Source organism: Arthrobacter sp. R4 (assembly GCF_051365025.1).
Lineage (GTDB): Bacteria > Actinomycetota > Actinomycetes > Actinomycetales > Micrococcaceae > Arthrobacter.
In genome coordinates this window covers 273,174-296,752 of sequence record NZ_JBLWIJ010000008.1, presented here as the reverse complement: position 1 = coordinate 296,752, position 23,579 = coordinate 273,174, and the positions used below count along the sequence as shown (strand labels likewise).

25 protein-coding genes are annotated in these 23,579 nt (G+C 65.3%); 9 read left to right on the top strand and 16 right to left on the bottom strand.

Annotation, left to right across the window (positions count from 1 at the left end; translation table 11 throughout):
- Nucleotides 1–162: 162 nt before the first annotated feature.
- A complete protein-coding gene (locus ACLKOZ_RS05360) occupies nucleotides 163–2,811 on the top strand; it encodes a GH32 C-terminal domain-containing protein (protein ID WP_436473371.1) in 2,649 nt (882 codons plus the stop codon).
- Between the two features lie 121 nt (nucleotides 2,812–2,932).
- Here the strand turns inward: ACLKOZ_RS05360 and ACLKOZ_RS05355 are convergent, their stop codons facing one another.
- Nucleotides 2,933–3,226, bottom strand: a complete 294-nt coding sequence (locus tag ACLKOZ_RS05355; RefSeq protein WP_436473369.1) for a putative quinol monooxygenase — start codon at nucleotides 3,224–3,226, stop codon at nucleotides 2,933–2,935.
- 59 nt (nucleotides 3,227–3,285) lie between these two features.
- Entirely contained in the window at nucleotides 3,286–4,287 is a 1,002-nt protein-coding gene (locus ACLKOZ_RS05350; protein WP_436473522.1) for a LacI family DNA-binding transcriptional regulator, read from the bottom strand.
- 164 nt (nucleotides 4,288–4,451) lie between these two features.
- Here ACLKOZ_RS05350 and ACLKOZ_RS05345 point away from each other — a divergent pair, with 164 nt between their 5' ends.
- From ACLKOZ_RS05345 to ACLKOZ_RS05325, 5 genes are all read left to right on the top strand, one after another.
- A complete protein-coding gene (locus ACLKOZ_RS05345) occupies nucleotides 4,452–5,564 on the top strand; it encodes a substrate-binding domain-containing protein (RefSeq protein ID WP_436473367.1) in 1,113 nt (370 codons plus the stop codon).
- 27 nt (nucleotides 5,565–5,591) lie between these two features.
- Nucleotides 5,592–6,641 carry an ABC transporter permease gene (locus ACLKOZ_RS05340; RefSeq protein ID WP_337345528.1) on the top strand — a complete coding sequence of 350 codons (1,050 nt, stop codon included), beginning with the start codon at nucleotides 5,592–5,594 and terminating at the stop codon, nucleotides 6,639–6,641.
- Nucleotides 6,638–7,432 (top strand): ATP-binding cassette domain-containing protein, encoded by a 795-nt coding sequence (locus ACLKOZ_RS05335; RefSeq protein ID WP_337345527.1) that lies wholly within the window; start codon nucleotides 6,638–6,640, stop codon nucleotides 7,430–7,432. Before ACLKOZ_RS05340 ends, ACLKOZ_RS05335 begins: the two co-directional genes overlap by 4 nt.
- A gap of 107 nt (nucleotides 7,433–7,539) precedes the next feature.
- Nucleotides 7,540–8,538, top strand: a complete 999-nt coding sequence (locus tag ACLKOZ_RS05330) for a carbohydrate kinase family protein (protein ID WP_436473364.1) — start codon at nucleotides 7,540–7,542, stop codon at nucleotides 8,536–8,538.
- Nucleotides 8,539–8,600: 62 nt separating this feature from the next.
- Nucleotides 8,601–8,816, top strand: a complete 216-nt coding sequence (locus tag ACLKOZ_RS05325) for a transcriptional regulator (protein ID WP_104174334.1) — start codon at nucleotides 8,601–8,603, stop codon at nucleotides 8,814–8,816.
- Nucleotides 8,817–8,858: 42 nt separating this feature from the next.
- On the opposite strand, the gene ACLKOZ_RS05320 is transcribed toward ACLKOZ_RS05325, so the two are convergent.
- Nucleotides 8,859–9,734 carry an EamA family transporter gene (locus ACLKOZ_RS05320; RefSeq protein WP_436473362.1) on the bottom strand — a complete coding sequence of 292 codons (876 nt, stop codon included), beginning with the start codon at nucleotides 9,732–9,734 and terminating at the stop codon, nucleotides 8,859–8,861.
- 85 nt (nucleotides 9,735–9,819) lie between these two features.
- On the opposite strand from ACLKOZ_RS05320, the gene ACLKOZ_RS05315 reads away from it, so the two are divergent.
- Nucleotides 9,820–10,686 (top strand): LysR family transcriptional regulator, encoded by an 867-nt coding sequence (locus ACLKOZ_RS05315; protein ID WP_436473360.1) that lies wholly within the window; start codon nucleotides 9,820–9,822, stop codon nucleotides 10,684–10,686.
- A 105-nt stretch (nucleotides 10,687–10,791) separates the two neighbouring features.
- On the opposite strand, the gene ACLKOZ_RS05310 is transcribed toward ACLKOZ_RS05315, so the two are convergent.
- Complete coding sequence (locus ACLKOZ_RS05310) at nucleotides 10,792–11,544, bottom strand: GAF and ANTAR domain-containing protein (RefSeq protein WP_436473358.1); 753 nt, start codon at nucleotides 11,542–11,544, stop codon at nucleotides 10,792–10,794.
- A gap of 175 nt (nucleotides 11,545–11,719) precedes the next feature.
- On the opposite strand from ACLKOZ_RS05310, the gene ACLKOZ_RS05305 reads away from it, so the two are divergent.
- Nucleotides 11,720–12,262, top strand: a complete 543-nt coding sequence (locus ACLKOZ_RS05305; RefSeq protein ID WP_436473356.1) for a MepB family protein — start codon at nucleotides 11,720–11,722, stop codon at nucleotides 12,260–12,262.
- Nucleotides 12,246–12,707 carry a transferase gene (locus tag ACLKOZ_RS05300; protein WP_436473354.1) on the top strand — a complete coding sequence of 154 codons (462 nt, stop codon included), beginning with the start codon at nucleotides 12,246–12,248 and terminating at the stop codon, nucleotides 12,705–12,707. Before ACLKOZ_RS05305 ends, ACLKOZ_RS05300 begins: the two co-directional genes overlap by 17 nt.
- A 103-nt stretch (nucleotides 12,708–12,810) precedes the next feature.
- On the opposite strand, the gene ACLKOZ_RS05295 is transcribed toward ACLKOZ_RS05300, so the two are convergent.
- From ACLKOZ_RS05295 to ACLKOZ_RS05240, 12 genes are all read right to left on the bottom strand, one after another.
- Nucleotides 12,811–13,170 carry a DUF1801 domain-containing protein gene (locus ACLKOZ_RS05295; RefSeq protein ID WP_436473352.1) on the bottom strand — a complete coding sequence of 120 codons (360 nt, stop codon included), beginning with the start codon at nucleotides 13,168–13,170 and terminating at the stop codon, nucleotides 12,811–12,813.
- A 111-nt stretch (nucleotides 13,171–13,281) separates the two neighbouring features.
- Nucleotides 13,282–14,250: a serine hydrolase domain-containing protein gene (locus tag ACLKOZ_RS05290; RefSeq protein ID WP_436473350.1), complete on the bottom strand. Its 969-nt coding sequence runs from the start codon at nucleotides 14,248–14,250 to the stop codon at nucleotides 13,282–13,284.
- 10 nt (nucleotides 14,251–14,260) lie between these two features.
- Nucleotides 14,261–15,313 carry a HoxN/HupN/NixA family nickel/cobalt transporter gene (locus ACLKOZ_RS05285; RefSeq protein WP_436473348.1) on the bottom strand — a complete coding sequence of 351 codons (1,053 nt, stop codon included), beginning with the start codon at nucleotides 15,311–15,313 and terminating at the stop codon, nucleotides 14,261–14,263.
- Nucleotides 15,313–16,293 (bottom strand): urease accessory protein UreD, encoded by a 981-nt coding sequence (locus ACLKOZ_RS05280; protein ID WP_436473346.1) that lies wholly within the window; start codon nucleotides 16,291–16,293, stop codon nucleotides 15,313–15,315. Before ACLKOZ_RS05280 ends, ACLKOZ_RS05285 begins: the two co-directional genes overlap by 1 nt.
- Complete coding sequence (gene ureG / locus ACLKOZ_RS05275) at nucleotides 16,290–16,907, bottom strand: urease accessory protein UreG (RefSeq protein WP_337350705.1); 618 nt, start codon at nucleotides 16,905–16,907, stop codon at nucleotides 16,290–16,292. Before ureG ends, ACLKOZ_RS05280 begins: the two co-directional genes overlap by 4 nt.
- A 12-nt stretch (nucleotides 16,908–16,919) precedes the next feature.
- Nucleotides 16,920–17,588, bottom strand: coding sequence for an urease accessory protein UreF (locus ACLKOZ_RS05270; RefSeq protein WP_436473520.1), 669 nt, complete (start codon nucleotides 17,586–17,588; stop codon nucleotides 16,920–16,922).
- 103 nt (nucleotides 17,589–17,691) lie between these two features.
- On the bottom strand, nucleotides 17,692–18,177 hold the full coding sequence (gene ureE / locus ACLKOZ_RS05265) for an urease accessory protein UreE (RefSeq protein ID WP_436473343.1): 486 nt from the start codon (nucleotides 18,175–18,177) through the stop codon (nucleotides 17,692–17,694).
- A 21-nt stretch (nucleotides 18,178–18,198) separates the two neighbouring features.
- A complete protein-coding gene (ureC, locus tag ACLKOZ_RS05260) occupies nucleotides 18,199–19,929 on the bottom strand; it encodes an urease subunit alpha (RefSeq protein ID WP_337345515.1) in 1,731 nt (576 codons plus the stop codon).
- On the bottom strand, nucleotides 19,926–20,255 hold the full coding sequence (locus ACLKOZ_RS05255; protein WP_337345514.1) for an urease subunit beta: 330 nt from the start codon (nucleotides 20,253–20,255) through the stop codon (nucleotides 19,926–19,928). The genes ureC and ACLKOZ_RS05255 overlap by 4 nt, the downstream gene beginning before the upstream one ends.
- A gap of 11 nt (nucleotides 20,256–20,266) precedes the next feature.
- The gene (locus ACLKOZ_RS05250) at nucleotides 20,267–20,569 is read right to left on the bottom strand and encodes an urease subunit gamma (RefSeq protein WP_337345513.1); all 303 of its coding nucleotides are present in this window, start codon (nucleotides 20,567–20,569) and stop codon (nucleotides 20,267–20,269) included.
- A gap of 126 nt (nucleotides 20,570–20,695) precedes the next feature.
- A complete protein-coding gene (locus ACLKOZ_RS05245) occupies nucleotides 20,696–22,111 on the bottom strand; it encodes an MFS transporter (protein WP_436473340.1) in 1,416 nt (471 codons plus the stop codon).
- Between the two features lie 282 nt (nucleotides 22,112–22,393).
- On the bottom strand, nucleotides 22,394–23,569 hold the full coding sequence (locus ACLKOZ_RS05240) for a cupin domain-containing protein (RefSeq protein ID WP_436473338.1): 1,176 nt from the start codon (nucleotides 23,567–23,569) through the stop codon (nucleotides 22,394–22,396).
- Nucleotides 23,570–23,579 lie beyond the last annotated feature (10 nt).

Sequence of the window (23,579 nt, the reverse complement as noted above, 5' to 3'; positions counted from 1 at the left end):
CCCCGCGCAAAACTGTTGGTTCCGATTATTGCAGGGGCTGCCGCCGAGTGCTTCAACGCCGCTTCGAACCGTTGACTTGTCTGGTGGACATCCCCTAGCGTTCCTGACACTGACAACGTTGTCTATCAAATAGGCACGCGCGATGAAGGGCACCCCCTATCCATGCAGATCAATAAATCCCGGACGGTCCGTACCTGTTCGACACTCACCCTGGCAGGCCTCAGCCTCGCCGCAGCTCTCGCCGGATCCGTTCCGGCCTGGGGCTCAGAAACGCCCGTCGGCAGCGAGCAGCACAGGCCCGCTTACCACTACACACCGCAACAGAACTGGATGAACGATCCCAACGGAATGGTCTTCCACAAGGGCGTCTACCACCTGTACTACCAGCACAACCCGTCGGGAAATACGTGGGGCAACATGTCCTGGGGGCATGCCACCTCCACCGACCTGACGCACTGGAAGGAACAGCCGCTGGCCATCGCCACCGATGACCAGCAGGACATCTTCTCCGGGAGCGTCGTGGTGGATAAGGACAACACCTCGGGGTTCGGAACCGCGGAGAACCCGCCGCTGGTGGCCGTCTATACCAGCGCCTACAAGCCGGGCTCGCCCCATGCAGGCCTGCAGGCGCAGTCGCTGGCCTACAGCGTTGACGACGGGCAGACGTGGACCAAGTACGACGCCAACCCGGTGCTGAACCGCAACTCGGCAAACTTCCGCGATCCCAAGGTCTTTTGGTACAGCACGCCCGATGGCGGCGGCTACTGGGTGATGGCCGCCGTCGAAGCCATGGAGCACAAGGTCGTGCTGTACAAATCCGGCAACCTCAAGGACTGGACGCTCCTGAGCGAGTTCGGGCCAGCGAACGCCACGGGCGGGCTCTGGGAATGCCCGGACCTCTTCCCCCTGGCCGTGGACGGCGATCCCTCCAACATCAAATGGGTCATGGTGGTCAACATCAATCCCGGAGGCGTGGCTGGCGGATCGGCCGGGCAGTACTTTGTGGGTGATTTCGACGGCACCACCTTCACTTCCGAGACCACCAAGGGCAGCGACACGCTGCCCGCCGGGACTCCGCTGGCAGGGTTCAACAACGGCACCTACGACGGCTGGACGGTAGCCAATGAGCCCGGCAACTGGAAGAACGGCCCGTTCGGAGATGCACCCGCGGCCGGCTCGCTGCCGGGACAAAACATGGTGAGCGGCTTTGCCGGGGCGGGGCTGATCAACTCCTTCAACGACGGCGACTGGCCCCTCGGCACCGCCGAATCGCCCCAGTTCACCGTCGCCAGCGATTACCTGAATTTCCTCGTGGGCGGCGGCCAGCACCCCCGCGTCTCGGACAAGCTGGACAACACCCCGCCGGCCGGCGACCTGCTGTTCAACGGCTTCGAGGTTCCGGACGGAACATCAATGGCCGACGCCGGGTGGTCCGGTACGGGCGACCTGGCACCGATTTTCCAACCCGCCACGTCCGGCGGCGACTTCTTTATAGGCGCCAAGCGGATCAACACGTTTGAGACCGGCGGCGCACCCGGTGACGACAGGCAGGGAACCATGACGTCGCCGTCGTTCACGCTCTCCCGGAACTTCATGAGCATGCTGGTGGGCGGCGGGCACCGGGCCGCAGGCTCCGGCCAGCAACTGGAGGTCCAGCTGCTGGTGGGCGGCAACGTGGTGCGCAGCCTGGCCGGGGATGATTCCGGCGCCCTGAACTGGAAGGGCTGGGATGTTGCGGAGTTCGCCGGACAGGAGGCCCAGCTACGGGTCGTGGACCAGGCCACGGGCGGCTGGGGCCACCTGACGTTGGACCACGTGATGCTCACGGACCAGGCCGCAGTGCCGCGGTCCGACGAGACCACCGTAAACCTGGTGGTGGACGGCCAGGTGGTCCGGACAGCCACAGGCGCAAACAGCGAGGTCCTGGATTGGGCCTCGTGGAACGTCGCCGAATTCAAGGGCCGGCAGGCCAGCATCAGGGTGGTGGACAACAACCGGTTTGGCTGGGGCCACATCCTGGCAGATGAGTTCGTGGCGTCGGAGCAGGCAGCCACCCCTCGGATCCAGACGTACGACTGGCTGGACTACGGCCGGGACTACTACGCGTCGGTTTCCTTCGCCAACATGCCCCAGGACAAGCGCATCATGCTGGGCTGGATGAACAACTGGGATTACGCGCAGGCCATCCCTACGTCACCATGGCGCAGCGCCATGTCACTGCCCAGGGAAGTGGCGCTGACCCAGACTGCGGACGGGCCACGCCTCACCCAGAAGGCCGTCAAGCAGGTGGATGACCTTGCCACCAAGCCAAGCTACGCCGAGAAGCGGGCCCGGGACATCACGCCGGGCACCACTACGCTTCCCGCGGCCGCCTGGGGACAGGTCCAGAGGATCGACGTTACCCTCGCGCCGGGCACAGCGTCCCGTGCCGGAATCACCGTGCTGGGGAACGGCAACGCCGCCACGGTGATCGGCTACGACCGGACCACCGGCGAGGTGTACGTGGACCGGCAGAATTCGGGAGACACCGGCTTCCACCCGCTGTTCACGTCGGTGGACTCTGCGCCCGTAACCCTTGACGCTGACGGCACCGTGACACTCCGGGTGTACCTCGACAGGTCTTCGGTGGAGGTCTTCACCCAGGGCGGCCAGCGGACCATCACGGACCAGGTGTTCCCTGCGGCTGGCGCCAACCAAGTGGCGCTCTTTGCCGACGGCGGCACGGCGCAATTGAAATCGGTCACCGTGACGCCGCTGGCGCAGTCGATGTTCAGCACTGTGGCGAAGCCGGTTAAGGACCGCCAGCAGTAGCCTGCGCCGTCCCGGCTCTCCAGTCCCGGGCTTGTTCGCAGTTCCTTGCCATAACGGTTCGGAGTTGCGGACAAGCCCGGGTTTTGGCGTCTATAGCGCGGGAATTAAGTGGCGCGGGTGGTCAGTGGACCGGCTGGAGCCAAGTCAGCACGGAGCCGTCCTCTTCGATCAGGTCCGCGAGCTCGCCGTTGAACCGAGCGCCGTAATCTGCGCTGATGTGTTCCTGGAAGGCGGCATCGTCCTCGTAGACCTCGAACACGAAGTACTCACGTGGATTTGTTTCCCGGGTATACGGCAGGAACAGCTGGTTCCCCGGTTCCCGCCGTACTTCCGCAGTCAGCTGGCGCATCATCTCCGCCACGCGGTTTTCGCTGCCGGGCTTGACGGTGAATTCGGCGTAGAGCGTCTTTGTCATGGTTGTCCCCTCTGGATTTCTGGATTCTCTGGATCTGCTGATGATTGGGCCTGGTGGGTTCAGCCGGCGGGCGGCGGGAGTTCGCCGGAGCCGCGCTGGATGAGTTCGGACGGTACAACATAGGTCTGGGGCGGCTGCTCGTCGCCGTCGATGCGTGCCAGCAACCGCTGGGCGGCGAGCCTGCCGATCCGCTCCGGGTGCTGCGCAATGACGGTGATGCCTGGCTCCATCATGTCCGCCAGGGCGAAGTCGTCAAAGCCCACCAATGCCACGCGGCGGCTGGCGCCAAGTTCCTTCAGGGCGCGCATGACGCCGAACGTCACGAGGTTCTGGCTGGAGAAGATCGCCGTGGGAGGGTTCTCGGCGGTGAGGATCTCCAAGGCCGCCTGCCTGGCTGTTTCCTCGTTGTGGAGTCCTTCCCGGACTGGCATAGCGGCGGTGGGCAGCCCCGCCCGGCCCAGTTCCTCGAGGAAGCCACGCCGGCGTTCCCGGGCGGTCTGAATGTCCGGACGGTCGCCCAGGTAGGCCAGCTTCGCGTGGCCGTGGGCCATAAGGTGCGCAGCCGCCCGCGCCGCGCCGACGGCGTTGTCCGTCACCACGGCGTCGGCCTCGATGCCTACGGGCTCGCGGTCAATGAAGACCAAGGGCAGGTCCCTGGAGTGTTCCGGGATGGCATAGGCCTGGCTGCGGGCAATGGGGGTCAGTACAAGGCCATCGACGCGCCGGCCGAGGAAGGCCGCCACCAGCGACTTCTCCCGCTCAGGGTCATCGTCCAGGCTGGCCGCGAACACGGCGATGCCACGAGCCGCCAGCGTGTCTTCCATGGCGCGGTGGATCTCGCTGCTGAACGGGTTGGCCACGCTGGGCAGCAGCAGCCCGATGGAAAGTGTCTGGCGTCCGGCGCGCCGCAGGCTGCCCGCCGTCAAGTCCAACTGGTAGTTCAGCTGTTGCGAAGCGCCCAGAACCCGCTGCCGGGTTGCCTCGGAGACGCCCGGCTCATCGTTCATCACCCGCGAGACGGTCTTGATGCCCACTCCGGCCAGCGCGGCCACATGGCGCATCGTGGGCCGGTTCTTGGCTGGGTCTGCCGAATAACGATTCGACATCGTTGTCATGATTTCGTCCTTCATCATCGAATTTACCTTGACTCTACCGTGTGACGCTGATTACATGATGCCTGACATCGTTGTCAGGCACGGGATGTGCCACGAACCCAGGAGATTCAATGTTGACTTCCAAGACACCGCGCACCATCGCCCGCCGCCTGGTTGCCGCGGGAGCGGTCCTGACCCTCGGCACCCTGAGCCTCACCGCCTGCGGCGGAAATTCCCCAACCACCTCTGGCACCGACTCCGGCGAAAAGGTGGGCGTGTCGCTGATCGTCAAGACCACTTCCAACCCGTTCTTCGTTTCCATGCAGGAAGGCGCGAAGAAGGCAGCGGAGGCAGACGGCGTTGACCTGAAGCTCGCCGCCGGCAAGGCCGACGGCGACGAAGACACCCAGATCCAGGCCATCGAAAACGCTATCTCCAAAGGCGACAAGGGAATCCTGATCACCCCCAACGGCCCGTCCGTGGTGGACGCCCTGAAGAAGGCCAAGGACGCCGGACTCTTTGTCATCGCCCTGGATACCCCGCCGGACCCCGCCGACGCCGCGGACATCACCTTTGCCACCGACAACTTTGCTGCCGGAGAGCTGATCGGCAAGTGGACCGCAACCCAGCTTGCCGGCAAGAAAGCCACCATCGCCCTGCTGGACCTGTTCGACGACAAGGTAGTTTCCGTTGACTACAACCGCGACCAGGGCTTCCTGACCGGACTCGGCATCGACACCGCGGACGCCAAGAAGAACGGTGACGAGGCCAAGACCGGCAAGTACACCGGCGGCAAGGGCGGCGAGTACGAGATCGTTGGCAGCCAGGCATCCCAAGGTGCCGAAGACGGCGGCCGTACCGGCATGGAGACCCTCCTGTCCAAGAACCCCAACATCAACGTTGTCTACACCATCAATGAGCCTGCCGCAGCGGGCGCGTATGAAGCCCTGAAGTCAGCCGGCAAGGAGAAGGACGTCCTGATTGTCTCCGTAGACGGCGGCTGTGCCGGGGTGGACAACGTGAAGTCCGGCGTCATCGGCGCCACCGCACAGCAGTACCCGGTCAAGATGGCCGAAATGGGCGTCAAAGCCATCGTCGAACTGGCCAAGACCGGCAAGAAGCCTGCCAACTCCGAGGGCCTGGACTTCTTCAACACCGGCGTTGAGCTGGTTACGGACAAGCCCGCTGACGGCGTCAAGAGCATCACCACGACCGAGGCCAGCGACATCTGCTGGGGCAAGTAAGAGGGCAGAACGATCTCAGGAGAAACCGTGACCCAGCAACAGACCGCCGGTCCGCCCGCCGCAGGGAAGCAGACGGACCTGGCAGAAGAATTCCTCGACCGGAGGACGCCGCTCAGCCGGATACGAAACATCCTGCACCGCTACCCCGCCGTCAGCCCCGCCCTCGTCCTGCTCATCGCCGTCGTTGTGTTCGGACTGCTCAATGACAGGTTCCTGCGGGTTGAGAACCTGTCCCTGATTACCCAGCAGGTCTCCGTCGTTGGCACCCTCGCCATCGCCCAGACGCTCATCATCCTCACCGCCGGCATCGATCTGTCCGTCGGAGCCGTCATGATCCTCTCTTCCATGGTCGTGGCCCAACTCGCTGTCAACAACGGACTGCCGGCACCCGTTGCACTGCTCACAGGCCTGGTCGTCGGACTCGCCGCCGGCGCCCTGAACGGGTTCCTGGTCACCAGGTTCCGCCTCCCCCCGTTCATCGTCACCCTGGGCACGCTCAACATCTTCATCGCGCTGACGCTGCTCTACTCCAACGGAGCGACAGTTCGCGGCTCCGCAATGCCGGACCTGCTGACCTGGACAGGAAGCACCTTCCCGGTGGGCCCTGTGCGGATCTCCACCGGCGTCGTCGTGATGTTGCTTCTCTACATCGCCATCGCGTTCATCCTGGGCAAAACCGCCTGGGGCCGGCACGTCTACGCCGTCGGCGATGACAAAGAAGCCGCCCGCCTGGCCGGCATCGCCGTGAACAAAGTCCTCATGAGCGTCTACCTTGCCGCCGGCGCAGTGCTGGCCATCGGCGCCTGGATCCAGATCGGCCGCACCAACGCAGCCAGCCCCAACGCCGGCGTCGACCTGAACCTCGACTCCATCACCGCCGTCGTGATCGGTGGAACCAGCCTCTTCGGCGGGCGCGGTTCGGTGTGGGGAACCCTCCTGGGCGCGCTGATCGTCGGCGTGTTCCGCAACGGACTCTCCCTTGCGGGCCTGGACGTGCTGTACCAGACCCTCGCCGTGGGCGTTCTTATCATCCTCGCTGTGTCCATCGACCAGTGGATCCGAAAGGTGAAGTCATGACCGCGTCCCAGCTGGAATCCGCCGGCACCGAGGTCCGCCAGCCCATCCTGCAGGCCAGGAACCTCGTCAAGACCTTCGGCCGGGTGGTAGGCCTCGACGGCGTCAGCCTGGACCTCTACCCGGGGGAGGTCCTGGCGATCATCGGCGATAACGGCGCCGGCAAGTCCACCCTGATCAAATGCCTCACCGGAGCCGAGATTCCCGATTCGGGAGAGCTGATGGTGTCCGGCCAGCCGGTCCACTTTAAGCGCCCGCAGGACGCCCGCGCCCATGGGATCGAAACCGTCTACCAGAACCTCGCTGTCTCACCGGCGCTCGATGTTGCCTCCAACCTGTTTCTGGGCCGGGAGGAACGCGTGGCTGGTCCGCTCGGCAGCATCTTCCGCGTCCTGGACACCAAGGGCATGCGCCGCAAGGCGAAGGAGGAGCTGACCCGGCTGGGCATCTCCACGCTGCAGGACGTCACGGTACCCGTGGAGAACCTCTCCGGCGGCCAGCGCCAGGCCGTGGCGGTGGCACGGGCCGCAGCGTTCGGTTCCAAGGTGGTTGTGCTGGACGAGCCGACGGCGGCGCTCGGCGTCCGGGAGTCCAACCAGGTCCTGCAACTGGTCAGGGACCTCCGGGACCGGGGGCTGCCCGTCATCCTGATCAGCCACAACATGCCGCACGTGTTCGACGTGGCGGACCGGATCCACATCCAGCGGCTGGGCAAATGCGCGGCCACCATCACCCCGCAGTCCCACACCATGACTGATGCGGTGGCCATCATGACCGGTGCGGCCACCGCGTGACCCAGCACTAATCCCTGCATCACCCCATCCCATCCCCAACCGATGGATCTCCACCTCCGTCCGCGGGCCTGCACCAGGCCCGCGGACGGCCCCATGAAAGGCTCCCCGTGCACAGCACATCCCCCAGCCCCGCGTCAGCAACTCCCCCCGCGGCGGCCCCTGACGTCATTGTTATCGGCGAAGCACTCGTTGACGTAGTCGCCTCCCCCACTGGCCCCATCGAACATCCGGGCGGCTCGCCGATGAACGTGGCCTATGGCCTGGGGCGCCTCGGAGTTTCCACGGCCTTGCTGACGTCACTGGGCCAGGATGCCCGCGGCGAGGCGATCGCGGCGCACCTGCAGCGCGCCGGCGTCGAACTCCTCCGGGGCTCATACAACGCCACCCGCACGGGGTCCGCCACGGCAACCATTGCCGCGGACGGCTCAGCCGAGTACGACTTCGACATCAGCTGGGACCTGCCGCGCATTGCCCCCGCACACCTGCCCAAAGTGCTCCACACCGGATCCATCGCCACGTTCCTGGCACCGGGCGCGTCGGCCGTGCGGGCACTCCTGGAACAGTCACACCGTGAGTGCCTGGTCACCTACGATCCAAACATCCGCCCCGCCCTGCTCGGCAGCCAGGCAGAAGCCCGGAACATCTTCGAAGACCTGGTTCCCCTGACAGACGTGGTCAAGCTCAGCGACGAGGACGCCGCCTGGCTTTACCCGGGAGTCAGCCTCGAGGCCGCCGCCGGACGGATCCTCACGTTGGGTGCCGGGCTGGCGGTGGTGACCCGCGGCGGGGAAGGTTCCCTGCTGGCGACCCCTGCAAACCAGCTCTTCATCCCCGCCATCCGGTCCAAAGTGGCTGACACCATCGGCGCCGGTGACTCGTACATGGCAGCGCTGATCTACGGGCTCCTCTTCCGCCGGACTGAGGGCCTGGGACGGGACGTCCTGACCGCCATCGGGGAGACGGCGTCGAAGGCGGCGGCCATCACAGTGCGCCGACCGGGCGCGAATCCGCCCACGGCCGCCGAGCTGGCCGCGGACCTTCCGGAGTCCGGGCTGGCCGCGCCAGTGCCGGGCGGCCCTGAAAATCTCGTAACCCAGAGCCGATAAGCCCCAACCGGCACGTCAACATATGTTGACGTGCCTCCATTTCGTCAACTAAAGTTGACGAAATGGAGGTGGAGCGAATGAAGACACTCGTTGCGTCAATGGACGGAAAGGGACCTGCGGAAGCGCTGTATGCGGTCGCCGAACTGCAGAAGGAAGTGGGAAGGACCGAGGCATCCCTGGTCCGCAAGGCACGGCAGGCAGGACTGTCCTGGGAAGCAATCGCGCTGTGCCTGGGCGTGAGCAAGCAGGCGGTCCACCGGAAATACGGGAAACAGTAGACGCGGGACCATCTGTTGCTCGGGGTTTTTCACCGGCTGGAACTAGTCGAAGCGGCTGGATGACCTGCGGCCGCGGAACAGGAGTGCGCCGGCGTTGGCTATGACAATGAGCCCAATCCCGCACCACTGCGCTGCCCCCAGGTGCTCATGGAGCGCGAGCGCACCAATGAGGGCCGCAAAGACGGGATTGATGCTCATCAGGACGCCAAAGACGTTGGCCGGGACCCGGCGCAGGGCAATGAGGTCGGCAAGGTAGGGCACTACCGAGGCCAGCACTCCGGCGCCGACGGCACACAGCACGGTGAAGGGATCCGGCGGGCGGCTCACGAAGATCACCGAAGCAACCGGCAGGAACAGCATCGCGGAGACGCCTGTGGCCGCCGCGGTGCCCTGCACTCCAGGGATCCTCCGGCCCACTGTGCGGTTAAGCAGGATGTAGGCCGCCCAGCTGCACGCAGCGATGAGGCCCAGGGCGATTCCGAAGTAGTCAGTAGAGGGCTTCGGCTGGGTGATGGCCACAACGCCGGCACCGGCGAGGACCGCGCAGACGGCACTGGACTTGTGCCGGCTGCCAGCCAGCGCAATCGCCAGGGGTCCAAGGAACTCAAGCGTGACGGCCAGCCCCAGCCCCACGCGCTGGATGGACGAGTAGAGGGACAGGTTCATGGCCCCGAAGACCACCGCCAGCAGCAGGACCGGCCACCACTGCTGCCGCGTGAGGGTCCACAGCCGCGGCCTGACGATGGGAAGCAACACGGCCGCGGCAACGAGCTGGCGAACGGCAACCACGCCCACGGGTCCCATCACCGGGAAGGCGAGTGAGCCGCTGGCCGCGCCCAGTTGGTTGGACAAGGCGCTGGCCACGAGTGTTGCCGGGCCGCCCCTGCCCGCAGTCCTGGGTGAATTTCCATCCGTCATGTGTGAAGTCTCCGCCCGTCGCGTCAATCCGCCCAATGCATGGCGGGAGCTATTTATACGCCTAGCGCATGAATAGACTGGCCGCATGGATCTAGAACTGCGCCAGCTCCAGTGCCTCGCGGCGCTGGTCGGGGCCGGGACTTTCACGGATGCCGCTATCGACCTGGGTATCTCGCAAGCCGCCGTGTCGCGGAACATTGCGGCGCTGGAACGCGCTCTGGACGTCCGGCTGGTGCATCGGACCACTCGCAGCGTCGCCCTGACAGAGGCCGGGGAGCGTGCCATGATCCACGTTCGTCGGGCGCTCTCAGCCCTGGACGAGCTGGTCCGTGAAGCAGGGTCCCAGGCGGGGACACTGCGCATCGGCTATGCCTGGTCCGCGCTGGGCGAGCACACCACGGAATTCCAGCGGCGCTGGGCTGCCGCGTTTCCGGAAACGGAGCTTGAGTTGGTGCGCAACAACACCCCGACGGCGGGCCTCACCGAAGGGACAGTTGACCTCGCCATCCTGCGGCGCGCCCCGGCAGCGGCTGACGTCCGCGTCGCGCAAGTAGGCGAGGAAAAGCGGTACTGCGCCATGAGTTCGGATGACCCGCTCGCCAGCAGGCGTTCGGTGACACTGGCGCAGGTGGCGCAATCGGCGCTCGCGGTGGACGCGCGGACCGGAAGCACCACCCGGGAGTTGTGGCCTGCCGACAGCCAGCCGGAAAAGTTCGTGCCCATCCGCGACGTCGATGACTGGCTGACGGTCATCGGCAGTGGCAGGGCCCGCGGCATCACCGCGGCATCAACGGCACACCAGTACCGGCGTCGGGGTGTGGTGTACCGGGCCGTGCGCGATGCGCCGCCAGTCCCTGTTTACCTGGCGTGGTCCGTGGGTGACGCCCCGCGGGAACGGCAGCTGGTCATTGACCTGCTGGCTACGCTGTATAGCACGGGGCATTCCGTGTGACCTCAAGCCCGGCGTCGCCGCCAGGCCCGCGGGCCAACTGCGCCGGACCGTCTCCGACGGGCACCGAGGTCCCGCGCACCCGTTGGGCTGGTGCAGGGAACGCAGCTATTCGTTGAAATGGGTGACGGCTCCGGGGTTTCCTGAGAGCTTCGCTACCACCTGGGATGCCACATCGTGGAGCTTGATGTTGCGGGTGTTCGAGGCTCGCAGGAGGACCTTGAACGCTGCGTGTTGGCTGCATTTATGCTTGGCCATGATGGCTCCAGTGGCAAGATCGATGACCGTCCTGGACTCCATCGCGGCCTTCAGCTCGTCACGGGTGTCCTGCAGCCGCGCAAGCCTCAGCACCAGCCTCAGGCCCTTCGACGCCTGTTCTGCGAAGGCTTCAGCCCTGTCGATAGACGGTCCGTCGAACGCCTTGGGCACGCGGCTGTAGAGATTCAGCACACCCCGGCTGGGACTCTCCAGCATCAGGGGCACGGACAGGGCCGACAGGATGCCATGCCCCGCCACCGCCCGGGTGTACTGGGGCCAGCGCTCCTCCAGCCGCAGGTCCGGAACGTACAGTGCTTCCTTGTGGTCACTGGCCGAGACCCCCGGACCCTGCCCGCAACCGCCCTCCACCCGCACCATCCGGAGCGCGGGCGGATCGCTCCCGGCAGAAGAGCTGGATTTCCTGCTCCGCACCAGCCAAATCCCGCAGGATACTTCCTCGCCCCGAGTGCTGAGCCGGCCGGCCGCATACGCGGCCAAGTCCCCCAGCACCTGCTCCACGCACGGATCTCCCAGAACCAGATCCTGGAGGTGCAGAGCAACATCAGTGAAAACTTCGTTGTTTGAGACCTTTGCGGCTACCAATGTCCCCCCTGAACACAATGCAAGCCAAGCCGGCCTCAACGCTGCAAGCCGGCTACCGCCTCCGGTCATTGAAGCTTACTCCCGGCGCCTGTAGTGCGGAATAGCCGACGGCATGGTCCTGCCAGACCCCACAAGCCTTTCACCTGCATCGACGCACTAAAGGTATGCTCCGTGGATGCCTCTGTCTCCGCATCTGCTGGCCATCATTTCCCACTATCGAACCCTTGGATTTGCCGTCTCGGAGCCACAGGCTGACATCGAAGGCCGCGACTATGAGGCGCACACGTTCCACGTCGACGGACTCCTGGCAGCTTTCCGTGCTGCCAGGACAACCCCGAAGAAGGCAGGCCAGTTTGTCACGCTGTGGCAGCGGACCGGACCCGACGGCGGCGGTCCCATCCGGCCTTTCGACGCCTCCGACGGAGTTGACCTGTTTGTGGTCGGCGTCAGCGGCGAAGACGGTTGCGGGCATTTCGCCTTTCCCCTGGACGCGCTGATCGCCCGCGGCGTGGTGTCCACGGACTTCGTGGGCGGAAAGCGGGCCATGCGCGTCTACCCGCCAGGGTCGGCGCCCACGAACCGGACGGCGGAGGCCACCCAGCGCTGGCAGCTGGAGTTCTACGTCGGCGGGAATCCACGGGGTTTCCCCACCGTTAACTCTATGCACGGGAGAATATCCCCGAGCCTTGGAGAAGGACGGCATGAGCAGGCAGATTGAATCAGTTGAGGACGACGCCGGGAGGGTCATCCGGTACCGTCGGCACGCCAACGGAGGGGGCTTTGTTGGCCCAGGGGCGTACGTCGCCGAGAGTGCGCGCCTGGGGTCCATGACGTACGTCGAGCCAGGAGCACGGATCGGGTCCGGCTCACGGGTGGGCCACGGGAGCTGGATCGACCGCCAGGCACAGGTGGGCGAACGTACCGTCATCGGGGACGCCGTGCATGTGGGCCACGGAACGGTCATCGGCAACCGTGTTCACATCGGCAGCCACTCGCGCATCGGAGCCGGTGCCGTCATCGAACACGGCTCAAGCCTGCACGCTGACAGCAGGGTTCCCGACGGCGGCCATGTCGCGGCGGAGCGGCGCAGGCCCCGTGCCGTGCCGGCAAAGCGCGGCGCCCAGCCACGGTCGCGGAAGGCCCAGAACCGGCAAGCCGCCTAAGCGGGTGCCCGCGCCGCCGTCGTCACTGCCTTTTCACCAGCGGTCCGCAGGCGCCAACAACCACCGCCGCGGGTCAGCCGGTCAGTGAACCTGTGTCCGGGACCTAGGAATGGTCCCGGATCCAGGCCTCGATGACAGCTTCCAGCGCCGGCTTCTTGGCTTCGAAGTCGGCCGCATCAAGGAAGCGGGCCACGCGGGAGGTTTCCCCGTCACCTTCCAGAAGCCCCAACGGGTCATTGATGGTTGCGCCCTGGTGGAACATCAGCGTGACGTTCTTCCTCGCCTTGGGGAAAAACGAAGCAATGTTGCCCTTGTACATAAAGGTCGGAGCCTGCCACTTCACGGCTTCGCTTAGCTCAGGCGACAGGTCCATGATGAACTCACGCACCCTGGCCACCAGATCGCGTTGGGGACTGGCATAGTTCGCCAGCCAGGTGTCTACCTCTGGATTGCGGTTGGACATGATCCGGCCTTCCGGGATGCTGGGGCTGTGCCTCGGGTTTCCGCGGTGCCGCTGACTGTGATCATCCACCCATTCTAGGAACCTGCCGGGCACCACACAGCCCCTGAGATCTTACGGCTGCGTGAGTTGCGCCAGGATTCTGAAGCCGTGGCGGTCCAGCGAGCCGGTGGTGGCCGAGAGCAGCACAACTGCGGAGCCGGCTTCGCGATCCAGGCCGATCCAGGAGCTGAAACCGCCGGTGCCGCCGTTATGCCACGTCACCGTCCTGCCTTTGGCTTCCAGTGTCATCCAGGCAGCACCAATGCGTGCCGCCGGCCCTGCAAAGGTGGCCACAGGTTCCAGGGCCGCGAGGCCAGGTGCGGATCCATCCAGCAGGGCCCGCGCGAGGGCAGCCATGTCGGTGATGGTGGAGCGGATGCCACCGGCCGGGCCGAGCGCTTCGCCCAACCAGGGATCCTGGCGGCGGCCCTTCCGGTTGGTACCGGTGAGGGCCTGGGGACCCAGCTCGCTTTCCGTCGCGGGCACATACGTGGCAGTGAGTCCCAGCGGAGTGCTCAGGCGTTCGGCAACCAACTCCTTGAAGGTCAGCCCTGCCCCGGCGGCCAGGGCGTGGCCGAGCAGTTCAAATCCGAGGTTTGAGTACCGCGGGCGGAGCGATTTCAGCCGAACCGTGCGCGCCTGGGCCAGCAACTCCGCCAAGTCTTCGCCGTAAGGGTTACGGCCGTGCCGCCAGAGGGCGTACGAACGCTTCCACATATCGGCGTAGCGGGGCAGCCGAGGCAATCCTGATGAATGCGTACTGATGGATGCGAGGGTGAGTTGCCCGGCCGGGCAGTCGCCCAGGGGCAGCAACTCCGCCAAGGTGGTGGATGGCAGAACTTCGCCGCGGCCACAAGCATCCGTGTACAGGAGCCCGGTGATCGCCTTGGAAAGGGAGCCAATTTCGAAGTCCGCCTCAGGCGGGACTCCGGTGACCGCAGTGGTGGCCTCTCCCCGGAGAACGGTGGCAATGGCAAGCCGGGGATGCGAGCGCCGCAGTTCGCCCAGTAACTCGTCCGTCTGACCGGCATCAAGATCCATGCCGCCTACGTTACCCAGTCCGCCCTGCAGTGCCGCCCCGCCTAGGAAGGGACGCCGCTCCCCACACCACCAGGAGCAGGGCAACCAGCAGGAGCCCGGCGTCACCGAGGTCGATGGCGCCCAGCCAGCTGGTCAGCGGATCTTCCAGCCCGAACGCTGCGTTGACGAAGCCTCCCAGCGTGATGACTGCGACAAAGAGTGCAGAGAGCGCGGAGATGCCGGTCACCGCAGCATTGAAGCCGAGCTTCCTCTGCGGGTCGTCCAGGGCCGCGCGGTACATCCGCATCATCGCCACGCCATTGAGTGAATCGCAGAGCGTCATGGCGGCGGTGAATGCGACGGGCAGGGCGATCAGGGCGAGCGGAGAAACACCGGCCAGCGAGGCCGCCGTCGTCATCACCAGCAGGCCGATGGTGGTGGCGGTGTCAAAACCAAGCCCAAACAGGAATCCGATCACGTAGATGTTCCGCGGCCGGCGCACGCGGGACAGCGGCCTGGCCAGGAGTCGCGCCACCAGGCCCTTCGCTTCCAGGTCCTCGACGGCGATACTGCCCCCGGCCCGTGCGCCCAGGTAGGCCCGGGCCGCCCGGACGAATGCGGAGCCGTTGAAGATCCCCATCGCGAGCAGGAACAGGCCGGACACCCCGCTGCCGATCAGGCCCAGCACCAGGTTGCCGGCGGAACCTTCCTCCATGAACTGCCCCACCATGGTGGCGCCGGCCACCACCAGGACGCCGGCCAGGATCACCACCGAGCTGTGGCCCAGGCTGAACGCGAAGCCCACACTGACCGGGTCCTGCCGCTGCGCCACGAACTTGCGGGTGGAGTTGTCGATCGCGGCCAGGTGGTCCCAGTCGTAACTGTGCTTGACGCCCGCCAGGTACGCGGTCAGCACCAGGCCCAGGGCAAGCGGCTGGCCGCCTCCCGCTGTCCCTGTGAACAGAAGTACGACGGCGGCAATGTGCAGGGCGGCCACCGCACCAAAGGTGAACAACAGCCGGGTCCGCAGCGGCAGGGTGTCGCGCTCGCGGTACATGACGGCGAACTGGGTCAGGGCGGCCATCAGTACTTCCTCAGGTTCAGGGGCGCCTGCCCATACCAGCGTTCCCGTAGCAGCGCCGTGCAGGCGCCGAGCAGGCCGTTGAGCTCCTCCGTGCTGTTCGAGAGCGAGCGCAGCGCCAGTCCGGTGGTTCCGGCCAAAGAGCGCGTCAGGGAGATGCCGGTGTGCGCCTGATGGTCCGCGGTGACAGCGTGGAGCTCGTCGGCGAGCGCCTGGTCAACACGCGGGTCCACCACCACCAGCGAGCCGAGATGGCTGAAGCCCTCCATAAAGCCCAGCCCCGTGACGTCACCGGCGGGCGGCCGGATCAGGAGGTTGTCGAGGGCCAGCAGCTGCCCGCGGTCCCCGGTTTCCACGCGGATTTCATTGCGCAGCCGCAACTCCTCATACCGGAAGGACGCCCCGTCCGGTGACCAGCCGGGCGTGATCACCTCGGCCATCACCAGGCTCGACGACGGCCGCACCGTGATGTGCGTGTTCTGCCGGTAGCTGGCCTCCCGGTAGGCGATCAGCTGGTCAGGCATCAGCTCCAGCCGGGCCCCCTCCCCCAGCCGCAGGGTCATCCGCTGCTCAGCAAAAGACCCCGGAGTCCGATAAATCTTCGTCGCCGACTGCGTAGTCAACAACAAATCAGCCCCATCCCCCACTTCAACGTCGATGAGGAACAAATCAGCCCCAAGATAAGCCCCGCCAGGATTCACCACGACGTAGCAAACCTGCCCAGACTCATCAAGGTAATGCGGCCGCAAAACTCTCAAGGCGCCTTGATGAAACTGGTGCGTCGCAATCGACCGCCCCTGCCGAACGGTGATTTGCAGTTCAAGCGCACCCATCGGCGACTTTAGCGCTGAGGCGGCGAGGCCGGGTTTGGGGGCCGCGGCGTGGTGGGCACCGCGAAGCGGGCACGGCCCCAAATCCGGCGAAGCCGCCGGACCCAGCCCGGCCGGCGAGGTGACCACCTGAGCTGCCGCCGTCGTGCTCATTGAGCGAGGTCAAGCATCAGGACATCGCGCCGCACCCATTCGATGACGGCGTCCAGCCCTTCGTCGGTTTTCAGGTTGGTGAAGCAGAACGGCTTGTTACCGCGGAATTCCTTGGAGTCCCTCTCCATGACGGACAAGTCGGCGCCGACGTGGGGGGCGAGGTCGGTTTTGTTGATGATGAAGAGATCGGACTTGATCATGCCTTGGCCGGCTTTGCGGGGGATCTTTTCGCCTTGGGCCACGTCGATGATGTAGATCGAGAAGTCAACCAGTTCGGGGCTGAAGGTGGCCGAGAGGTTGTCGCCGCCGGATTCGACGAAGATGACCTGCAGGTCGGGGTGGCGGGCTTTGAGTTCCTCGATGGCGGCGGTGTTCATGGAGGTGTCTTCGCGGATGGCGGTGTGCGGGCAGCCGCCGGTTTCGACGCCGATGATCCGGTCCTCGGGCAGGATGCCGTTGGCCGCCAGGATTTTGGCATCCTCGATGGTGTAGATGTCGTTGGTGATGGCAGCCATGGAGATTTCGCGGCTCATGTGCCGGGTGAGCCGCTCCACGAGCTGGGTCTTGCCGGCCCCCACCGGGCCGCCGATGCCGATTTTGATGGGTTCAGTCATTGTGTCCTCCTGCTAGCTCATGAACATTCGGGCGCGTTGCCGCTCGTGCCGCATCTGTGAAATTTCCAGTCCGGGGCTGAGGGCCCCGAAGTCGTCCGGCGTCAGGAGGGCGACGCGTTCGACGGCGGCAGCGACGTCGTCGGCCGCTGTCCGCAGCAGCCGCTGGCCGGCGTTCTGCCCCAGCGGGATGGCCCGGACGGCGTTTTGAGTCAGTGATGTGACGGCGGCGAAAAGGTAGGCGCTGAGCGCCTCTCCGAGCGGCACCCCCAGGGAGCGTGCGACGACGGCGAACGCCAGCGGCTGATGCCCGGCGGCCTGGCCAGTGGTCACCAGGTCCCGGTACAGCGTGAGCGAAGGGGAAGGGAACACTTCAGCCCCGATCTCCAACAACCGCCCACCCATCTTCAAGCTCGCCTCCCGAACCTGCCGAGGCAGTAAAGAAGCAGACAAGAGCTCATCCAACTCCTCAAGCGGAACGTCCTCGAAGACGAACCGGATGGCCAAGCCATCGGAGTATGTCAACTGCTGGGCCAAGAAGGCGGACAGCCAGGTGCCGAAGGACCCCTCATCAAAAATGACCCCAGCGTCGACGTAAGTCTCAAACCCAAGCGAGTGTGCAAAAGCTCCAGTAGGCAAAGCGGAATCCACCAATTGCTGCAGCGCTAACTGGTACGTGGGCACACCGGCGGAGGCGGGTGAAGGGGGCTGCGGTGTGGTGGGCACCGCGAAGCGGGCACAGCCCCCTTCACCCGCTGGAGCCTGAACGGGCCCAGCGGACGCGGGGTTAGTGCGAGTGCTCAGCATGGCGAAAAGGCACAGGCATGACGCGCTCCTGGCGGGTAAAGGGCACGCCGACGTGGCGAAGATAGTCCTCGACGGTGTGGTCATAGGCGCACACCATGACGTCGGCTTCATATTCCGAGGTCGAGTCAAAGAACTGGGCCTGGAGGTGACGGTTGCCCAGGGAGTGTGCCACGACGCCCATTTCGTGGATGCTCCGCGGGCTCACCACGAGCACGTCGGTGGGGAGCACGGACACGACGATCATGTTCGTTTCGGCAACGTGCAGGATGTCGCCGTCGCGAAGGTCACCGGAGCCGGAGGGCAGCCGGATGCCGATTTCCTTGCCGTGGTCGGTAGTAACGCGCTGGATGCGCTTGACCAGCTGGGCGCTGGGAAGCACCACTTTCTCGCGGTGCAGCCCAATGTAGGCGGCCAGGTCGGCGGTGGGCAGTTCGTGGAGGTTGCCGAGGACTTTTTCGATGATCACGTAGGGCTCCGGTGGGGAAAGTTAGAAGAGGAAGTAGCGCTGGGCCATGGGCAGGACGTCGGAGGGCTCGCAGGTGACGTCCTCGCCGTCGACGGTCACCTGGTAAGTCTCCGGGTCCACCTGGATGTCGGGAGTGGCGCCGTTGTATTTGAGGTCGGCTTTGGTCAGGGAACGGATGCCGGAGACGGGCCGGATGACTTTCTGCAGGCCCAGTTCTTCGGGGACCCCGGCGTCGATGGCTGCCTGCGACAGGAACGTGATGGAGGACTGCTGCACCGCTTTGCCGAATGCGGCGAACATGGGGCGCATGGTCCGTGGCTGCGGGGTGGGGATGGAGGCGTTGGCGTCGCCCATGAGCGCGTAGGCGATCTGGCCGCCCTTGAGCACGAGTTCGGGTTTGACGCCGAAGAACGCCGGGTCCCAGAGCACCAGGTCAGCGAACTTGCCCTCCTCCACGGATCCGATGGACTCGGCCATGCCTTGCGCGATGGCAGCGTTGATGGTGTATTTCGCCACGTAGCGCTTGAGGCGGAAGTTGTCGCTGCCCGCAGTGCCGTGCGTGCCGCCGTCGGGATCGTTCAAAACGCCGCGCTGCTTCTTCATCTTGTCCGCCACCTGCCAGGTGCGGGTAATTACCTCCCCCACGCGGCCCATGGCCTGGGAGTCGGAGGATGTGATGGAGAAGATGCCCAGGTCCTGCAGGACGTCCTCGGCGGCGATGGTTTCGGCGCGGATGCGGGAATCGGCGAAGGCCACGTCCTCGGGGATGTCCGGGTTGAGGTGGTGGCAGACCATGAGCATGTCCAGGTGCTCTTCGATGGTGTTCCGTGTGTACGGCAGCGTGGGGTTGGTGGACGCCGGCAGGACGTTGGGCAGCCCGGCGATCCGGATGATGTCCGGCGCGTGCCCGCCACCGGCACCTTCCGTGTGGAAGGTGTGGATGACGCGGCCGTCGATGGCGCGGATGGTGTCCTCCACGAAGCCGCACTCGTTGAGCGTGTCGGTGTGGATGGCCACCTGGACGTCGTATTCGTCGGCCACCTTGAGCGAGTTGTCGATCGAGGAGGTGGTGGAGCCCCAGTCTTCGTGGACCTTGAGCCCGATGGCACCGGCGCGGATCTGCTCGGCGAGGGGTTCGACGGCGGACGCATGGCCCTTTCCGAGCAAGCCGATGTTGACGGGCAGCCCCTCTGCGGCCTGCAGCATGCGCTGGATGTGCCATTTGCCGGGGGTGACCGTGGTGGCTTTGGTGCCTTCGGCCGGGCCTGTGCCACCACCCACCATGGTGGTCACGCCGCTGGTGAGGGCGGTGGGGACCTGGTCCGGGGAGATGAAGTGGATGTGGGTGTCGATGCCGCCGGCCGTGAGGATTTTCCGTTCCCCGGCGATGATTTCGGTGCTGGGGCCGATGACGATGTCCACGCCGTCGGTGATCTGCGGGTTGCCTGCCTTGCCGATCTTAAAGATATGGCCATCCCGAAGCGCAACGTCAGCCTTGTAGATGCCCGTGTAGTCGAGGATGACGGCGTTGGTGATGACAGTGTCCGGAACGTCTTCACTCCGCACCACTTGGCCGTTCTGGCCCATGCCGTCGCGGATCACTTTGCCGCCGCCGAACACCACTTCCTCGCCGTAGACCGTGAGGTCCTTCTCGATTTCAAGGAACAATTCGGTGTCCGCCAGCCGGATGGCGTCGCCCGTCGTCGGGCCATACAGGTCCGCGTACTGCCGGCGGGGAAGGTCGAAGCTCATTTGGAACCTGCTTCCGGAGCTACCAGCGGACCGTTGACCGCGTTGCTCAGGCCGTAGACCTGGCGGCTGCCTGCCAGTTCAATCAACCGCACGGTCCTGCTGTCCCCCGGTTCGAAGCGTGCAGCCGTTCCGGCGGGGATGTCCAGCCTGCGCCCGTAGGCAGCCTGCCTGTCGAAGGTGAGCGCAGCGTTCGCTTCGGCAAAATGGAAGTGCGAGCCCACCTGCACGGGCCGGTCACCGGTGTTAGTGACGACGACGTCGATCGCCTCCCGTCCGGCGTTCACCGTTACCGGTTCAGACCGAAGGATGTATTCGCCTGGAATCATGGCCGCCTGCCTTATCGGATCGGATCGTGGACGGTGACAAGCTTGGTGCCGTCAGGGAACGTGGCTTCAATCTGGACGTCATGGATCATTTCCGGGACGCCTTCCATCACGTCTTCCCGGGTGATGATTGTGGTGCCGTAGCTCATCAGGTCCGCCACGGTGCGGCCATCACGGGCGCCTTCGATGAGTTCGTAACTGATGATGGCAACGGCTTCGGGGTAGTTGAGCTTAAGTCCTCGGGCCTGCCGCCGCCGGGCAAGGTCGGCGGCCACCACGATCATGAGCTTTTCCTGCTCACGGGGCATCAGATGCATCAGGTTCCCTTCTGGTGCCGGGCACGGTCCTACGTTTATAGACCCGGAGGATCATGCAAGCCAGCTTCTCCGACGCATCGCCTCCGTGGCGGTTTTCCTGATCAGCGTAGGCCCGTTAGGTTTCCGTCAGATTTCCGGCGTCCTGCTCTCCGCCATCCCCGGTTCCTCAGCAGCAGCCTGCGCATAGGACGCCGAGACCCGGCGGTAAACGGGGGTCAGGAAGGCCAGCAGCGCGGCCGCGATCATGATGATCCCAGCTACCAGGAACACCAGGGCGATGCCACGGGAAGTACCCTCGCCCAGCAGCGGGGCCAGCTCGGCGGCGCCCTCAGCGGACCGGGCGTACGGGATAATCCACACCTGGGCGATCGGGGCGATGAGGAACGCGGTGATTGGCGCCGCAGCGGACTCAAAGGCCATGGCGAATCCGAACACCCGGCCTTGCCGCTGCAGAGGCACCACCTGCTGGATGACGGTCTGCTCCGCGGCCTCCACGAAAGGTATCAGGACCAGGTACAGCCAAATGCCCGCAATGTAGAGCCACGCCCACTCCCGCAGCGTGAAGACGGCGCCGAGGACACCCATGACGATCACGGCGATGAGCATGGTGCGCAAGGGGTTGGCCCCGAGTCCAAACTTGCCGATCAGCGCTCCGCCGATGAGGAACCCAGTGGAGGCCACAGCAAAGAACGTGCCCCACAGCTCCACGGAGAACATTTCCAGGCCGTAGGGATCCATCAACGCCATGTAGACGCCGCCGATGAAATTGTTGAACGTGGAGAACAGGATCAGCGCGAACAGACCCGAAACCGCCAGTACGGCGGCGAGGGAGCCGCGCAGGTCGAAACCGCCGTGCGCATCCGTGGCCGCCGGCCGCACTTCCTCGGGCATGCGCAGCATGAGCAGGTGCGCGAATGCCAGCGCCGTTAGCACAAGGGCCACCACGACCGTCCAGCCCATCCCCAGCAGCCCGACCGAAAGCCCTGAGAGCACGGAGGTGACGATGAGCATGAGTCCCTGCACCATGCCCACCAGCCCGTTGGCATTGGCCCGCCGATCCGGCTCGATGAGAATGGTGACCGTGGTGGACAGGGCGATATTGCGCATGTTTTCCACCACCGCACCGGTCAGGATGATCACGGCAAAGATCCAGAACCACGGCTGCGTCAGGTCCAGCATCGAGCGGGCGGGTGTCAGCAGGAACATCACCCCGGAGAGCACGAACATCACCAGGGTGAAGCCGGCGGCGAAGCGCATCACGGCCAGTTTGCGGTAGCGGTCCACGAACGTGCCGAAGCTGATGCTGGAAACAGCGATCAGCAGCATATAGGCCCCTCCGATGACGCCGGTGGCGATCACGTTGCGCGTCTCCAGGTACACCCAAAAAGTCAGGGCGAACCACAGGTAGCTGGTGGTGATGTTGGCGAGGGCAGTGTTCGCCAGGATCCCTGCGAACGTGCGGGACCGCTGCGCCGGGGTGCGCAATGACGTATCGATGGCGTCCGGATCGGCCAGCTGCCCGGCCGGTTCCTGCTCGGTCATGCGTCCCAGTGTACTGACAACCACCCGGCACGGACATGGCAGGAGACCGGTGAGGGGCATCGCCTGGAGACGGCTAGGTGCCAAATTCACCCGGCGTGAGGCGCCGTTGAATCCCTGACCACAAGCCGGGTGGCGAGTTCCATGTGGCTGGACTTACGCGGCGGAGAGTGACTGGACGTTGCATGGCTTTCCTCGCGTTGGTCTGGCGTAAGGGCCGAAGTGGGCAACGGTTAAAAGCGGGAGGCCGCCGCATCCTGCGGCGGCCTCCTGCCCCGTCCCTCGTCAGTCGTCCTCGGCTGCGCCTTCCATGACGGCCGTAGGGGCAACGTAGCCGTTGGGGTCGATGACCCAACCGGCGTCGTGGGCCGCGGCTGCCACCTCTGGTGCCCATTCAAGGCGCACGCGGTCATCGCCCGGGTTGATCACCAGGAGCTCACCGGTACCCGGCGTCGCTGCTGCTTCGCCGCCCTCCAGGCAACGGAACTCCCGCCAACTGTTGGCGGGAACGGAGAAGGAGTCGGCTGGGCCCAGTTCCAGCGTCGTGCTCGCATCCCCGTTCAGCGTCAGCGCCCAGCGACCGGACTTAACAAGCACTACCTGCGGCCTGTCATGGCGGTGCCGAAGCACGCCCTCGCCCGGCTCCGCCCGCAGCCACGCAAGGTTGAAGCTGTGCGGCTCATGGATCGGCGGGACCTGGCGCCTGTCCTCGGACATTCCGTAGCCGATCACCAGGCTTAGTTCAGCGCGGCCGCCGGGCAGGGCGTTGCATAGGAGCGCGTGCTGGCTGTAGATGCGGTCGCCGGGCTGAACCACGCGGGAGCGCATCTGCTCCGGCGTGTACGTGGTCAGGTCATCGATGAAATGCTGCTGCATAGGCTTGATCAGGGCCACGCCTTCCGGGAGCTCGTCGCCGGCCACAGTATCGATCAGGCGGTTGTCTGCAGTGAGGTACAGCCCATAGGACTCGGCTTCCCGGAGCACGGACGGGCCCCAGATGATTCCGCCGGTGTCGTCCCTGCCAAGGACCGTGTAAAGAATCCCCTCGTCCGGCCCTTCATTGGTGAAGCCGCGGAAAATCCAGGTGGGAACGGAGATGATGTCGCCGTCCTTGGCGATGTACTCCCCCTGTTTGCCATCTGCGCCCCAGCGGAGCCGGAACTCGCCTCCGAGGTTGATGAACACTTCGGCGGTGAAGTGCAGGTGCAGGTTGTTGCTGATGCCATTGGGCATGCCGGCGGCGCCGGTGTTGAAGCCATGCGGTTCGGTGAGGTTGACGTACTGGTTGGGGTTCTGGGACACGCCGGGGCCGACGAAGGCGTAGTTCTCCTTCTTGTCCGAGCCCGGAGTGCGGCAGTCAATAAATGCCGAGTTGCATGGAACCCAGTCCGTGCGGCGGATGGTCCGCCGCTGGATCTCACTGCTGTCGATGTTTTGCTCTGAATCGATGGTGCTGGTCATGATGATCCCT

Excerpts from the sequence above, each read along its gene's own strand:
- ACLKOZ_RS05360 (WP_436473371.1), top strand. The coding sequence starts at position 163 with ATGCAGATCAATAAATCCCGGACGGTCCGTACCTGTTCGACACTCACC.
- ACLKOZ_RS05355 (WP_436473369.1), bottom strand. The coding sequence starts at position 3,226 with ATGACAAAGACGCTCTACGCCGAATTCACCGTCAAGCCCGGCAGCGAA.
- ACLKOZ_RS05350 (WP_436473522.1), bottom strand. The coding sequence starts at position 4,287 with ATGCGCCATGTGGCCGCGCTGGCCGGAGTGGGCATCAAGACCGTCTCG.
- ACLKOZ_RS05345 (WP_436473367.1), top strand. The coding sequence starts at position 4,452 with ATGTTGACTTCCAAGACACCGCGCACCATCGCCCGCCGCCTGGTTGCC.
- ACLKOZ_RS05335 (WP_337345527.1), top strand. The coding sequence starts at position 6,638 with ATGACCGCGTCCCAGCTGGAATCCGCCGGCACCGAGGTCCGCCAGCCC.
- ACLKOZ_RS05325 (WP_104174334.1), top strand. The coding sequence starts at position 8,601 with ATGGAGGTGGAGCGAATGAAGACACTCGTTGCGTCAATGGACGGAAAG.
- ACLKOZ_RS05320 (WP_436473362.1), bottom strand. The coding sequence starts at position 9,734 with ATGACGGATGGAAATTCACCCAGGACTGCGGGCAGGGGCGGCCCGGCA.
- ACLKOZ_RS05315 (WP_436473360.1), top strand. The coding sequence starts at position 9,820 with ATGGATCTAGAACTGCGCCAGCTCCAGTGCCTCGCGGCGCTGGTCGGG.
- ACLKOZ_RS05305 (WP_436473356.1), top strand. The coding sequence starts at position 11,720 with ATGCCTCTGTCTCCGCATCTGCTGGCCATCATTTCCCACTATCGAACC.
- ACLKOZ_RS05300 (WP_436473354.1), top strand. The coding sequence starts at position 12,246 with ATGAGCAGGCAGATTGAATCAGTTGAGGACGACGCCGGGAGGGTCATC.
- ACLKOZ_RS05295 (WP_436473352.1), bottom strand. The coding sequence starts at position 13,170 with ATGTCCAACCGCAATCCAGAGGTAGACACCTGGCTGGCGAACTATGCC.
- ACLKOZ_RS05290 (WP_436473350.1), bottom strand. The coding sequence starts at position 14,250 with ATGGATCTTGATGCCGGTCAGACGGACGAGTTACTGGGCGAACTGCGG.
- ACLKOZ_RS05285 (WP_436473348.1), bottom strand. The coding sequence starts at position 15,313 with ATGGCCGCCCTGACCCAGTTCGCCGTCATGTACCGCGAGCGCGACACC.
- ACLKOZ_RS05280 (WP_436473346.1), bottom strand. The coding sequence starts at position 16,293 with ATGAGCACGACGGCGGCAGCTCAGGTGGTCACCTCGCCGGCCGGGCTG.
- ureG (WP_337350705.1), bottom strand. The coding sequence starts at position 16,907 with ATGACTGAACCCATCAAAATCGGCATCGGCGGCCCGGTGGGGGCCGGC.
- ureC (WP_337345515.1), bottom strand. The coding sequence starts at position 19,929 with ATGAGCTTCGACCTTCCCCGCCGGCAGTACGCGGACCTGTATGGCCCG.
- ACLKOZ_RS05255 (WP_337345514.1), bottom strand. The coding sequence starts at position 20,255 with ATGATTCCAGGCGAATACATCCTTCGGTCTGAACCGGTAACGGTGAAC.
- ACLKOZ_RS05250 (WP_337345513.1), bottom strand. The coding sequence starts at position 20,569 with ATGCATCTGATGCCCCGTGAGCAGGAAAAGCTCATGATCGTGGTGGCC.
- ACLKOZ_RS05245 (WP_436473340.1), bottom strand. The coding sequence starts at position 22,111 with ATGACCGAGCAGGAACCGGCCGGGCAGCTGGCCGATCCGGACGCCATC.
- ACLKOZ_RS05240 (WP_436473338.1), bottom strand. The coding sequence starts at position 23,569 with ATGACCAGCACCATCGATTCAGAGCAAAACATCGACAGCAGTGAGATC.